Annotated in this window: 14 protein-coding genes; 5 read left to right on the forward strand and 9 right to left on the reverse strand. The window is 40.5% G+C overall.

The annotated features are described in order from the left end of the window. The first annotated feature begins 79 nt into the window (after positions 1-79). Positions 80-1,291 carry a YeeE/YedE family protein gene (locus tag AY606_RS02345; RefSeq protein ID WP_067864104.1) on the forward strand — a complete coding sequence of 404 codons (1,212 nt, stop codon included), beginning with the start codon at positions 80-82 and terminating at the stop codon, positions 1,289-1,291. 66 nt (positions 1,292-1,357) lie between these two features. Here AY606_RS02345 and AY606_RS02350 read toward each other — a convergent pair whose 3' ends face one another. From AY606_RS02350 to AY606_RS02360, 3 genes are read right to left on the reverse strand one after another with little or no spacing between them, the layout of a single operon-like run. Then, on the reverse strand, positions 1,358-1,879 hold the full coding sequence (locus AY606_RS02350) for a hypothetical protein (protein WP_502692101.1): 522 nt from the start codon (positions 1,877-1,879) through the stop codon (positions 1,358-1,360). Positions 1,880-1,932: 53 nt separating this feature from the next. Beyond that, positions 1,933-2,712: a TIGR03915 family putative DNA repair protein gene (locus tag AY606_RS02355; RefSeq protein ID WP_067864107.1), complete on the reverse strand. Its 780-nt coding sequence runs from the start codon at positions 2,710-2,712 to the stop codon at positions 1,933-1,935. Then, positions 2,712-3,971 (reverse strand): putative DNA modification/repair radical SAM protein, encoded by a 1,260-nt coding sequence (locus tag AY606_RS02360; RefSeq protein WP_067864110.1) that lies wholly within the window; start codon positions 3,969-3,971, stop codon positions 2,712-2,714. The genes AY606_RS02355 and AY606_RS02360 overlap by 1 nt, the downstream gene beginning before the upstream one ends. Positions 3,972-4,177: 206 nt before the next feature. Here AY606_RS02360 and AY606_RS02365 point away from each other — a divergent pair, with 206 nt between their 5' ends. Then, positions 4,178-5,221 carry an NAD(P)H-dependent flavin oxidoreductase gene (locus AY606_RS02365; RefSeq protein ID WP_067864113.1) on the forward strand — a complete coding sequence of 348 codons (1,044 nt, stop codon included), beginning with the start codon at positions 4,178-4,180 and terminating at the stop codon, positions 5,219-5,221. Between the two features lie 86 nt (positions 5,222-5,307). Here AY606_RS02365 and AY606_RS02370 read toward each other — a convergent pair whose 3' ends face one another. Together AY606_RS02370 and dusB are read right to left on the reverse strand one after the other, a co-directional pair. Beyond that, on the reverse strand, positions 5,308-5,931 hold the full coding sequence (locus AY606_RS02370) for a hypothetical protein (RefSeq protein WP_067864115.1): 624 nt from the start codon (positions 5,929-5,931) through the stop codon (positions 5,308-5,310). A gap of 271 nt (positions 5,932-6,202) precedes the next feature. Further along, positions 6,203-7,225 (reverse strand): tRNA dihydrouridine synthase DusB, encoded by a 1,023-nt coding sequence (gene dusB / locus AY606_RS02375; RefSeq protein ID WP_067864117.1) that lies wholly within the window; start codon positions 7,223-7,225, stop codon positions 6,203-6,205. An 82-nt stretch (positions 7,226-7,307) separates the two neighbouring features. Here dusB and AY606_RS02380 point away from each other — a divergent pair, with 82 nt between their 5' ends. Beyond that, complete coding sequence (locus AY606_RS02380; protein ID WP_067864119.1) at positions 7,308-8,516, forward strand: DUF1615 family protein; 1,209 nt, start codon at positions 7,308-7,310, stop codon at positions 8,514-8,516. Next, a complete protein-coding gene (locus AY606_RS02385; RefSeq protein ID WP_067864121.1) occupies positions 8,483-9,133 on the forward strand; it encodes an HAD-IB family hydrolase in 651 nt (216 codons plus the stop codon). Before AY606_RS02380 ends, AY606_RS02385 begins: the two co-directional genes overlap by 34 nt. A 109-nt stretch (positions 9,134-9,242) precedes the next feature. Here AY606_RS02385 and AY606_RS02390 read toward each other — a convergent pair whose 3' ends face one another. Continuing rightward, positions 9,243-10,337 (reverse strand): fatty acid desaturase family protein, encoded by a 1,095-nt coding sequence (locus AY606_RS02390; RefSeq protein WP_067864124.1) that lies wholly within the window; start codon positions 10,335-10,337, stop codon positions 9,243-9,245. A 14-nt stretch (positions 10,338-10,351) separates the two neighbouring features. Next, on the reverse strand, positions 10,352-11,419 hold the full coding sequence (locus AY606_RS02395; protein WP_067864127.1) for a ferredoxin reductase: 1,068 nt from the start codon (positions 11,417-11,419) through the stop codon (positions 10,352-10,354). 139 nt (positions 11,420-11,558) lie between these two features. Between AY606_RS02395 and fabR the strand changes: the two genes are divergently transcribed. Continuing rightward, positions 11,559-12,254, forward strand: a complete 696-nt coding sequence (gene fabR, locus AY606_RS02400) for an HTH-type transcriptional repressor FabR (protein WP_067864130.1) — start codon at positions 11,559-11,561, stop codon at positions 12,252-12,254. A gap of 52 nt (positions 12,255-12,306) precedes the next feature. On the opposite strand, the gene AY606_RS02405 is transcribed toward fabR, so the two are convergent. Further along, positions 12,307-13,134, reverse strand: a complete 828-nt coding sequence (locus AY606_RS02405) for an alpha/beta fold hydrolase (RefSeq protein ID WP_067864132.1) — start codon at positions 13,132-13,134, stop codon at positions 12,307-12,309. 157 nt (positions 13,135-13,291) lie between these two features. Next, positions 13,292-13,558: a PAAR domain-containing protein gene (locus tag AY606_RS02410; RefSeq protein ID WP_067864135.1), complete on the reverse strand. Its 267-nt coding sequence runs from the start codon at positions 13,556-13,558 to the stop codon at positions 13,292-13,294. Positions 13,559-13,677: the final 119 nt, after the last annotated feature.

A 13,677-nucleotide genomic window follows, 5' to 3' on the forward strand; every position in this document is an offset into this window, starting at 1 on the left:
TAATCTATCAGTTTAGATAATATTAAAGGTGAATAATCGATTAAAATATCATTAATCATTTATTCAATTTTATACTCCCATGTCTGTTATCGCTGCAAAATCCAATCGATCTAATCTATCGATCTGGGTTGCTCTTTTTCTATTGCTGGTGGGTACACTCGGTGCCTATCAAGTGGTTGGGCTGAATCAAGCCTTATTGTTTCTGGTTGGCGGTGCTTTAGGCATGACGCTTTATCATGCTTCATTTGGTTTTACCTCCAGCTGGCGGGTTTTTATTAAAGAACGTCGTGGTCGCGGCTTACGTGCACAAATGATCATGTTGGGTCTTGCGGTATTGCTATTTTTCCCGGCGTTAGGCGCAGGTGAGCTATTTGGCAATCCGGTTAAAGGTAATGTCAGCCCTGTCTCCATGTCGGTGATGATTGGTGCATTTATCTTTGGTATAGGCATGCAATTGGGCGGTGGTTGTGCTTCCGGCACACTTTACACGGTGGGTGGCGGTAGTGCCCGCATGATCGTAACGCTGATTTTCTTCTGTCTGGGGTCTTTAATTGCAACGACACATTTGGATTGGTGGTTTAACCTGCCTCACCTTGAACCTATTTCTATAGTTTCAAGTCTGGGCGTTATTCCTGCGTTAATTGTCAGTTTTATTCTGTTTGCCGCGATTGCATTTGCCACCATCTTTTTTGAAAAAAGACGTCATGGTTCACTTGAAGTCGAACCCATTGCTGAAACTCAAGGTTTCAAACGTTTTCTACGTGGTCCATGGCCGTTGGTCTGGGGCGGGATTATTTTAACCTTGCTTAACTTTGCCACTTTGGCTTTAGCCGGTCGTCCTTGGGGTGTCACTTCTGCCCTTGCAGTTTGGGCAGCTAAATCTGCGAGTTTGATGGGTGTAGATGTAGCATCTTGGGCTTATTGGCAATTACCGGGTAATGCCAAAGCGCTCTCGCAATCATTATGGTTCGATATTACTTCCATGATGAACTTCGGCATTATGCTGGGTGCATTATTGGCGGCAAGTCTGGCGGGTAAATTCGCACCAAACCTGAACATTCCAAAGCGTTCATTTATTGCTGCTGTGGTTGGCGGATTATTACTCGGTTATGGTGCACGTTTGGCCTATGGCTGTAATATTGGCGCTTACTTCAGCGGTATTGCCTCAGGTAGTTTACATGGCTGGCTGTGGCTGATTTTCGCCTTTATTGGTAACAGCATTGGTGTCAAACTTCGTCCAATTTTCTTCCCGGGTGAACGTCCACAACCTGAAAAATTAACCGGTTGTTAATTCCAAAATACTGAAATTAAAAAGCCCATCAGATGATGGGCTTTTTATACATTTTATTTTTAGTATTTAGTTTAAAGCGGCTTTTAAATTACAGCCAAAACCCATAATTTCTTGCGCCTGACGGTAGGTCGTATAACGATTTAAAATAAAATCATAGAACTGATCGGCATCTGCAAAACTTTTTGCCAGGTCTTCCCCCTGCGCATTGGGTAACTGGACTTGTCCGATTAAATTCAGGTTTTGATTGCCCAAATGATACATCTCGGCAAAATATCCATTCATCATTTCACAATAAGCCTGTTTAACTGGCTTTAAGGAAGTCCGGCTTACAGCATTCTGATCCAATGTCCTGAGCTGATTGACATCAAGTACCGACTGATCTGAAAAGGCAATATTATTGGTTTTCTTAAATGCCTGATAATTTTTAGATAACTGTTGATTTAAAGTCTCGAAACGCTGCTGCAAACTTGCGAGATCTTGAACTTTGTATTGTTGAGGATCAATCTGTGTTTTATGCTGTTCAGAGCTTGAACAAGCTGAAAATAATAAACTTGAAATCAAAATCGTAAAAATTAACCGCTTCATCATCACTTGCCCAGTAGTCGCATTATACAACCCCATATTATGCCTGAATTATCCGGTTAAATTGACTTTTCATTCATATAGCGCCAATACCGTTTCGGTACATATTGAATGTGCAATTTCATGTTTTGTCGTGCCTGAATGTTTATACTCTGGAAATAGTCTTTCCACAGCTGATCATAAAGCCATTCTTGTTCATCCAGTTTTACAGTAAAGGATTGACTAAAACCGGCAGCGAGCTTGGCATCGACTTCACCGGCATTCATTTCAATTTGATGTACTTTCTGCAAATCATAATAAATCCCATACTTACGTTTTTCATCATAAATTAGCCAGGTTTGATCCTGATAACGCGCTTTAAAATGTCGTTCAATCAAGGGCAGAACGTTAAAATCTGGTCGAACCAGACTTAAAAACAAACCATCCTGACATTTCTTAAAACGCACAAAGGCTTCCATACGATGTTTTTCACGCCCCACCTGTTTGGTCCACTGTGCTAAGGCCAAAACATCGGGATGTCCATAATTTTCATCGACCTTATATTTATGCTGAAAAATATACAGGCAATAATTAAATAAGTGCTGATAAGCAGTTTGATTTTCCGATAGATAAGTATAGTAAAAATTGCGCTGACTCTGACTCGAGGTTTTTTTCTTTAATCCTTGCCAGACACGCTGCGCCTGCTCATCATTTGAAGCGACCTGAATAAAATCATCAAATAATCCATTTTGGGCATGTTCGTCGCTGGTGATCTTGACTTGAAAATCTTTAAATTGAAATGCGCGAAATACACAACTGAGCAAGCCAGTCATACTGCCATCGAAGCCATAGGTCGCCATCAGAAACCAAAGCCTAATTGTGGGGAGAGTTGTTGAGTATATTTTGACTGTCCCGACTGTAAAATCTGATGACGAATCTGGCTCGGTAATTGTTCTTTGATAAATTTAGGCGTATCTGCACAACGAATAAAATGTTGCGCCCAGTTATATGCCACCCCTATACGTTTTAGTTGATCAATATAAATTTTACCGAAACGACGCGCCTGTACAATTTTTTTCGCAGAACGCACTCCTATACCCGGTACACGTAAAATCATTCGATAATCCGCGCTGTTCAAGTCCACCGGAAATTGCTCCGGATGACGCAAGGCCCAACTCAGCTTGGGATCAACATCTAAATCCAGATTCGGATATTTATCATCGACCAGTTCTGTCGCATTAAAACCATAAAAACGCATTAACCAGTCACTTTGGTATAAACGGTTTTCTCTGATTAAAGGCGGTGCGGAACCAATCGCCGGCAAAGATTTTTCCTGCTCATTAATTGGAATATAACCGGAGTAATACACACGTTTCAGATTAAATTCTTTGTAATGACGATCTGCCATTAAAATAATATCCTGATCTGTTTCACTATATGCCCCCACCACCATCTGCGTAGTTTGCCCTGCTGGAACAAACTTAGGAACGGAGCGTATGAGCTTGCCTTCATCTTTAAGTTGAATTAAACGGTCGCGCACAATGCCCAAATCTTTTTGCACTTCTGCATGGTTTTTTTCGGGCGCAAATTTTTGCAAGCCTGCTTCAGTCGGCATCTCCAGATTAATACTCATCCGGTCTACATACAGACCCGCTTCGGTAATGATTTCCTGTGATGCTCCAGGAATGGTTTTTAGATGAATATAACCGTTAAAATTTTCTTCCAGGCGTAATTTTTTCACCACTTGCAGCATACGTTCCATGGTGTAATCTGCCGATTTAAAAATACCGGAACTTAAAAACAAGCCTTCAATATAATTGCGGCGATAAAAGTTCATGGTCAAATCGACCACTTCCTGTACGGTAAATGCGGCTCGTTTTACATCGTTGGAGCGTCGTGATACACAATAAGAGCAGTCAAAAATACAAACATTGGAAAATAAAATTTTTAGTAAGGATACACAACGACCATCTTCGGTATAGCTATGACAAATTCCGGAACCGGTATTACCCAAACCTTTATCTTTGTTTTTATGGTTACTGCCACTTGAAGAACACGACACATCATACTTGGCAGCATCGGCTAAAATTTGCAGTTTTTCACGGATCCGTTCAGACATGAGCAGGCAACATTTGACGATAAAAACACATTATAAATTTTAATTTCATAACGAGCTGTTCACTAATCTTGGACGCGACAAATAATGACGTTTTATTTTTTAATTCAGGGACTAAAACCCCTTTTTATTTCACCAGGAAATAACGAATATTATTTGCTTAATTTTCAGGGCTTGGGCAAAGTAATACGGATGAGGAGGAACCAAATATGACTTTATTACAACAACTCGAGATTAAACATCCTATTTTCCTTGCTCCAATGGCGGGGGTTTCTACTCCAAAATTGGCTGCCGAAGTCTCTAATCAGGGAGGTTTGGGTTCACTCGGTTTGGGAGCAAGTTCTGTTGAAGCTGCACGTCAACAAATTTTAGAGACTCAAGTACTGACCCATCAACCTTTTCAGGTAAATTTTTTCTGCCATCAAAGTTTAGAATCAGACCACGAGATTGCACAGCAATGGATTGAATATTTAGCGCCTCAATTTGAAAAGTATCATGCTGTTCCTCCAACAGAATTAAAATGTATTTATCCCAGCTTTTTAGAAAATGACGACTATCTAAACCTGGTTTTGGAAACCAAGCCTAAGGCGGTCAGTTTTCATTTTGGTATTCCTCATCCTCATCAGATTCAGGCTTTAAAAGCTGCCGGTATTATCACTATGGTTTCCGCCACCAATTTGGCTGAAGCCCTAGAAATTGAAGCTGCAGGTATTGATATCATTATTGCCCAAGGCATTGAGGCGGGTGGACATCGCGGTATCTTCAATGACACATTTGACAGCGCGGTTAAAACACCAGATTTGGTTCAACTCCTTAAACAATACTGTAGCCTTCCTATTGTCGCAGCAGGTGGCATTATGAATGGGCAACAAGCGCAGTTATTAATGAAATTAGGTGCAGCAGCTGTTCAGCTAGGCACAGCCTTTGTACAATGTAAAAGTTCCAATGCGAATGCTGCGTATCGAAAAGCCCTGTTTAGCAAACCGATTACCCAAATCAGCGCAAGCATTTCGGGTCGTCCTGCGCGTGGCCTGATTAATCACTGGCATACTCAAGTAGATCGTCCTGAACGACCTGCTGTTGCGACTTACCCCTACTGTTATGATCTGGGTAAACAACTGAATGCCGCAGCAACAGCACAAGGCGAATATGGTTTTGGTGCATTTTGGGCAGGAACCAACGTGGCACAAATTCGAGAAATTGAAGCTGCCGATTTAATTAATCAACTGGTTTTAGAGATGATCCAACACTAAACCTCTCTATCCCGAAAATTAAAAAGCCATGAAAAAAACCTCTCCAGAGAGAGGTTTTTTAACTTAACATTTACATGAATAACAGATTAGCGATGAGCACGCAGCCAGGCATCTTTAGCGGCATATTTTGCCTGTTCCCAATTTAGACGAGATTGTCCTTTATTGCCTTCCCATTGACTTTGTAGTTCAGGCTCTACCTGTTCAAAATGGGTATCGCTATCAAATAAAGGACGATTTTTATATCCGACTTCATACGCCCCACGATAATCCCGATCATAATCTAGATCATGATGTGTAGTACGTGTTTCATGGAAGTAAGGCCTGTCTTGGTGTTGCTCGCGCCAGTAAGCATCTTCCGCTTCTGGATTAGATTTTTGCGCGATGTCATTACCCGCAAGCCCACCTACAATACCTCCGACAATACCGCCAATCACAGCGCCTGGGGGACCACCGACCATACCTAGTGTCGCCCCGACAGCTGCACCCCCTACAGTACCGGCACTGGTTGCAGCCAAATGATCACCCGCTTCAGTCATATCTGGTACACGACGGCTTTCAGTCGCTGGCGAATTCAGATCAGGACGTGCACTGGCATCGGTGGCTGGACTCGATATTAGCGCATCATTATTGATTGCATCACTGCGTTCTGGAAACCGTTCTGTTGCAGCTGCCGGATTAATATCTGAAACTGGTCGATTAGTACTGGTCATTTTTCATCTCCCTCGATCTTATTTCTTCTTTAAACAACATTGCTTGGACAAGACTAAAATTACATCTTGTTATCTATGTAGACTTTCAGCATAGAGAAAATTTAGGTAAATAATGTTCAAGTCCTGTCCAGTTTCAGTGAATAAAGGACGGCGCTATGTATAAGAAGATATTTCATGTAACCGGTGTGTTGAGAAAACATGACACAAGATAAAAAAAGGTACTGTCTCCACAACAGCACCTTGATTGTTTTTTCTATCAGTATTGATTACATCAGGGTTGCAGCAGATTAACCTGTTCAATTTGTACATCACTCATAATTTCACCTTGAGTGAGTAACTGATTAAAATAGTCTTCAACTACATTAAATTGTTCAGCCGTACTTTCAACCTTATACATGTTCTGACGAAACTCATTACTTGAACGCAAACCTTTGGTATACCAGGCAATATGTTTACGTGAAATCCGGCAACCCGAATATTCTCCATAGAAGTCATACAGTTCAGATAAATGCCCCAACAGCACATCTTTCACTTCCTGAATATTCGGTGCAGCCAAGTGCGTCCCAGTAGCTAAATAGTGAGAAATTTCACGGAAAATCCACGGTCTGCCTTGTGCTGCCCGTCCAATCATGACCGCATCAGCACCGGTGTAGTCGAGCACATATTTGGCTTTTTCAGGACTGTCGATATCGCCATTGGCAATCACGGGAATATTCAGCATCTGTTTGACTTCTTTAATCAAACTATAGCGCGCAGTATTTAAATACATATCTTCACGAGTCCGACCATGCAATGCCAATGCAGCTATACCCGCTTCTTCGGCACGTTTGGCAACCCGCATAATATTTTCATGGCCATTTAAATACCCCAAACGCGTTTTTAAAGTCACCGGTACATCCACCGCAGCCACGACCGTATCTAAAATACGTGCAACCAGATCTTCATCTTTTAATAATGCAGAACCTGCCAGTTTATTACAGACTTTTTTGGCGGGACAGCCCATATTGATATCAACGATCTGTGCGCCATTGGCAACCTGATAACGTGCTGCTTCGGCAAGCTCGAATGGGTCGGAACCTGCAATTTGTGCAGATATCGGCGCAAGTTCACCATCAAAATTGGCACGGTACAAACTTTTCTTACTCATGCGTAAGGTCTGGTCTGAGGTCATCATTTCACTGACGGCATGTCCTGCGCCAAAATACTTACACAACGTCCGAAAGGGACGATCCGTAACACCTGCCATGGGAGCAACAATTAAATTATTTGACAGCTGATATGGACCAATATACATATAAATTCATCACTTTTTCGACCGGCATAGTATACTGCATCTGCGGTATTGGCTCATCCTTTTGGAATATGTTTTCATCATTATGAAAAAAACTTTTGTTCATTCATCTTACGTTAAATCTTTGAGTGTTTTAGCTTTGTCTCTTAGCTTGGTAGCATGTGGCGATAGTTCCTGGTGGTCAAAAAATAATGAACCGACTTTAGAAGAAGATCAAATCAAGCATCTTGTTCCACCACGCGTCAATGATCGTAGCTCATGGGCTAAAGATATTTTCGATATTACCGACCAGCTCGGTATTCCCCAAACCAAAGAAAACATTTGCAGCATTGTGGCAGTTGTCGATCAAGAGTCCAACTTTGTTGCCGACCCGCAAGTAGCCGGTTTAGGCGAAAAAGCAGTTAAAGAAGTTCAGGACCGTTTGGATGAAAAATTTAAAGATAAATTGGGTGATGCAATTGGTGGAACCGTTGCAGGCTATTTTCAGGAAGTCTTAAAAAATCAGCCAAGCCCTGAAGATAACTATTTAAACCAAATGCGCCGGGTAAAAACTGAACGAGAATTAGATGAATTATATCGTGAAATTTTTACTTATATGTCAAAGCATTATCATGTCAGCGCATTAACAGGCGCCGCTAAACTGGTTGGACAAGATATTGCTGAAAAATTAAATCCAGTTACTACATTGGGCTCAATGCAAGTCCATATTGGTTATGTCAAAGAACACAAACGTCAAGGCGGCAATATCGCCGAATTACGTACTGACTTATATAGCCAGTATGGCGGTTTGTATTACGGCATTCACCGTTTAATGATGTACCCTGCCGATTACGACAAAGCCATTTATCGTTTTGCAGATTATAACTCGGGTATGTATTCAAGTCGCAATGCAGCTTTCCAGAGCATGCTGAATGATTTAACCGCAGCTGAGCTAGAGCTGGATGGCGACTTGCTGCTTTACACTAAAGAGGGTTCAATCCGTTCTGTCGGCAGCCAGTCGGAACGCGAACTGATTAGTGTTTTTGCAGCCAACAATATATTGGTCACACCACGCCAAATTCGCTCGGACTTGAAAAAAGAAAAGGATAAAGCTTTTGAAGACACAGCCACCTATCGTGCTGTAACCAAGCTTTACCATGAGAAAACAGGCAAAGACCCTATGTATGCGATTATGCCTGAAGTGGTCATTTCTGGTCCTAAACTAAGCCGTGAATATAATACCAACTGGTTTGCAACACGCGTAAATGGAAGATATCAATCATGTATGCAACGAGCAAAAAGAATAAAAATTTAGCGCTTTTTGATTTTGATGGAACCCTGTGTAAAAAAGACAGTTTTACGGGGTTTATCTTTTATGCTTTATCTAAACGTCATATCGTTAAACAAGGCATTAAAATCCTGCCTTGGATTCAAGCCTATTATTTAAATGCTTACCCTGCGCATGCCATGCGCTCTAAATTATTTCGCGCAATGTTTAGTAATGCAAATGCTTTAGAATTAGAGAAAGTTGCTCAGCAATATGCCAACAATCTAGTCTCCCAATTAAATCCGCCTTTGCTAAAACAACTTAGACAGCATCAGGCTTTAGGCGATGAAGTTGTACTTGTTTCTGCATCAGTTGATATCTATCTGCAACCTGTTTGTAGCTTATTGAATATTGATTTAATCTGTACCCAGACTGAACAAATAAATGATACTTATACTGGTCAATACACAACTCCAGACTGCAGTTCGGAGCAAAAAAAGCAGCGTATTTTAGAAAAGTATTCTTTAGAGCATTATTCTGTCATTTATGCCTATGGAAATAGCATTGAAGATAAGGAAATGCTGGAGCTAGCTGATCATCGCTATATGGTCGGCGTAGATAAAACCATTCCGCAATTACCTGCCAATATTCAAATTGCAATTTAAAGAACTGCAAAAATGGTAATTACAGGAATTTGATTAAAACCTTATGCGCGCATATGCATGATATAAAAAAGCCACTTCAATTGAAGTGGCTTTTTATTTGAGATTTTATTTATTTCTTAAATGGGAAAGCATATTTAGCAATACGTTTAATCACGCTTCCGTATTGTTTGATCAGACTGGCATTGTTGTAGTTTAAGCCATACTTTTCGCAAACCGCTTGTACTTTTGGTGCCATTTTACGATAGCGACGTGCCGGAACATCTGGATATAAATGATGTTCAATTTGATGACTTAAATGGCCGGTCAAAATATGAAAGGCTTCTGAACCGGTTAAATTCGATGAGCCACGAATCTGACGCATATACCAGTGACCGCGACTTTCGTTTTCAAGTACTGTTTTTGGGAAGACTTCAACATCTTTCGTGAAGTGACCACAGAAAATAATACTAAAAGTCCAAATATTACGCATACCGTTCGCCACCAAGTTACCCGCTAAAACAGGTAAAGCTGCCGGGCCGGCAATTAATGGGAAGAACACGTAATCTTTAAACAATTGTTTAGTGATTTTGCGTTGCATCGGACGCCATTCTTCTTTCGCTTGTTCTTTGGTTTTACGACCAAACAATACTTTACCTAATTCAAGGTTCTGAATCGCTACGCCCCATTGAAACAATAAGCAAAATGGAATTGCATAGATCGGTTGTAAAAGATAGCCGGGTTTCCAGCGTTGTTCCGGGAAAAGTCGAAGCAGTCCATAACCGATATCATCATCCATACCCTTAATATTTGTATAGGTATGATGTTTATAGTTATGGGTTTGACGCCAGTTATCCGCTGTGCCGACAATATCCCATTCGTAAGAAGGGCCATGGAATTTTGGGTCATTCATCCAGTCATATTGACCATGCATAACATTATGACCTAACTCCATGTTTTCCATAATTTTAGAAAAACCAAGTAAAGCTGTACCTAAAAGCCATGCTGGCGGAAACCAACCTGCAAACAAACAGGCACGACCCGCGATTGATGAATAACGCACGGTTGAATAAACACGGCGAATATATTTCGCGTCTTTTTCCCCAATATCATCTAACACTTCTTGCTTAATGGCATCTAACTCACGTGCCAATCCATCTAACTGAGATTGAGTGAGTTCACCATTTTTAGGATTTTTAAAATATTCTATTTTTACGGGCATATTCATGATATTTGACTCACTTATAAATCAATAACAAGATCAGACTGTGCTGAATTGATACAAATTTTTAATAAATTACCGGGTTCTGTATTTTGTCCGCCATTTACCAGATTCCTGGTTGAACCTTCGACTTTATTGCAGACACATTTATTACAGATTCCCATACGGCAGCCATGAATGGGTTTAACATTCTGCTGCTCAAGGCTGGCTAAAATTGACTGGCCCTTTGGAATGGCCAGCACTTTTTTCGATTTCAATAAGGTTACATTTACAAAGCCAGTTTCAGAATTTTCCAGAGCTGTCATGCTGAAAGCTTCACTTTTAAAACTTTGTGCATGTGCAAATAACTGTTCAGCCTGTGCGACGAATCCAGATGGACCGCACGCATACACCACGCTATTTTCAATATTTTTCAGCAATGCAGCATGGTCTTGGTTTAGGCGCTTACCAGCATCGGCTTCTTGGGTATAAAACACCTGAAATGAGAAATTTGGATATTGTGCAGCAAGCTGTTCAAAACGTGCTTTGAAAGCGACATCTGCATATTCTCTAACCCAATACAACAACTGAATAGGTGCTTGAATCATGCGATCTGTTTTAGACAGGGCTTCGAGTAAACTTAGCATCGGGGTAATACCACTACCCGCAGCAAGCAACACTATCGCTTGAGCCTGTTCAGATAACAGCATATCGCCATAAGGCTGCCCAAATTCGAGGACATCACCCACTTGCGAATGTTCAACCAACCAAGAGCTGACTTTGCCCTGGTCGACTTTTTTCACCGTCAACAAAACACGTTGTGAATCAAGTTGAGTCAAACTATAGCTGCGCTCATAACGAATACCATCGACTTCTACAAAGATCGGATGATGCTGTCCTGCTTGTCCCACCTTAAAATAACGATTGAACTGAATGGTGAGGCTCACCATATTTTGAGCAGAATTTTCTTTTTTAACAATTTTGCCCAACGCCTGGTTAACTGACCAAAGCGGATTAATTTTTTGCAGCCAAAAGTTTGCTGCATGCTGATCAATAACAGTTTCAGCAAGAGAACCCAAGGGAGATTTGGTTTTTTCTAACACATGCACAGTAAGCACCACGCGATTGAATTTTAATTATTATACACATGTATATATATTTGTATATATATTCGTATTGTTTCTATTCATTTCCCAAGTGAGCTAGCAACAGCTATAATGGTTGGGTACCTCTAATCCTTTGAAAAATATGAATCAGTCTTCAATCAAAAAAAATGTTGATGTCATAACCACTCCCCAAGGCCTTGCTCATGAGCTAGTTATGGTCCGTACGGTTGGTCGAAAAGCAACAATTACCAAAGAAGAACTGTTTCAAGCTGCACTTAATTTAATTGGTCCTCAAAAAAGTATTTCATCCTTAAGCCTGCGTGAAGTTGCCCGTGAAGCAGGTATTGCTCCGAATAGTTTTTATCGACATTTTAAAGATATAGATGAACTTGCAATTGAATTGATTGATCGTTCAGGGAATGTATTACGTCAAATTTTGCATCAGGCACGCCTAAAAGCCTCCAAACAAAGCAGTATTATTCGCAGTTCAGTTGAAGTTTTTATTGAACAGTTAGATGCAGATGAAGGAAATTTAAGCTTATTACTGCGTGAAGCCTATACCGGTTCTGCTTCTTATAAATTAGCGGTTGAGCGCCAGTTAAATTATTTTCAACAAGAATTAAAAGATGATCTGATTCGTTTGGAACGTCTTAATCACAGTAAATTGTTTCATCCTGACATTGTGGCAAAAGCCATCACCCAATTGGTGTTTAATATGGGTGCGATCGTAATCGATATGCCCATAACTGAACGCAAAGAAATTGCAGAACAAACCATGATTATGATTCGCATGATTTTGGAAGGTGCACGTCACCTGGATGAAGCACAAATTCGCTAAGTGTTGAATATTTTAGAACTCAATCCTGATTGATTCAATTCTTCATGTGTTTTTAAATGCTTTTCTGCTGAGCAATAATGGATTTAACCAGTTCAGCTGTTTTTTCGGGCTGTTCCAATGGGAACATATGTCCGCCTGGCATTAAACTATAATTAATCCGATAAATCTTTTGCATCGCTTGCGGAAAACCTTGCTTGTAAAAGGGGCTGTTCTGCGCACTCATTAAATGTACAGGCACAGCTGGGGCTTTTCTTGGCGTACGCCACCACCATGCAGGCACCGTTCTAAAAATCTGCGCTTCAACACTTTTAGGCACAGCCAAAGTCAAGCCTCCACGTTGAAGATCTAGTTGCAAACCGCAGGCTAAAAAATCCTGAAAACAGCTTTCATCAAAATGTTTAAATAATGAGTTATGCCGCATGGAAGCATAGGCTTGCTCATGATTTTCCCAGTGATCTGTACGTTTTAAGGTAATTCCTGCGGGTGTAAACCGGTCGACTGACTTAAGGTTTAATTTTTTTGCAATCTCAAATATGGGTGACTTCGCACCAATCACAAAAGGCGGATCCATAATCACCAATTGTGAAAATAAATCAGGGCGCTTATAGGCACTCATGAGTGTGAGTAATGAACCAAAAGAATGCCCAAGACCTATGACCTTTTTTCCTTGAAATTTCTGTTCAATATCATTAATAATTTGATCAACCAAATAGCGCCAATCATGGGTAATCGGATATTGTGGATCCATTCCAATCATGGGAATAGCTTTCAAATCAAACTCATCTTCAAAGCAGGCAAAAAACTTTTGATAACTTGGTGCAGGAATTCCATTGGCATGGGTAAAATGAATCGCGGTCCTATTAAATAATGAATCCTGCATGTAGTTAAGCTCTTCTTTTATTAAACCTATGAACGTCGTCTAGCTTAAGGAAAAGTCTGCTTAATTCAAATCTTTAAATCGTAGATCAGCTGACTTTAAAGTCAGTCTTTTCTTATGATGAAGCATTATGATAAAAATACTTTTCAATGCATTACCATTATTTCTGAGAAATAACCAGAAACTGATTGCCTAGAAAAGTTGCGCCACACGTGGTCTTATCTCCCGCAATAACAACGCCCCGTCCTTTCACAATGGTAGATTGATCTGTAGCGACTGCAGCCACCACTACGTGACATTGGGGACAATAATGTTTCATACCATGCAAATGTACTGCAATTCCATTGATGATAAATGTATTTTCGCATTCGGAGACAATGCCGCCATGCGTGGTTGACGAGCCCAGAGTCACTAAAGATTTAGCCATATTTTTCTAATTTTATTTATAAAATTTATGCGCCATTTTAACATGAAGTGATTTACAAGCTCTAATCGTCCACTGTTCACACAAAAATAAACGAGAGAATTTTCAACAATAAAAAAGCA

It is taken from the genome of Acinetobacter sp. SFB (assembly GCF_001647545.1).
GTDB lineage: Bacteria > Pseudomonadota > Gammaproteobacteria > Pseudomonadales > Moraxellaceae > Acinetobacter.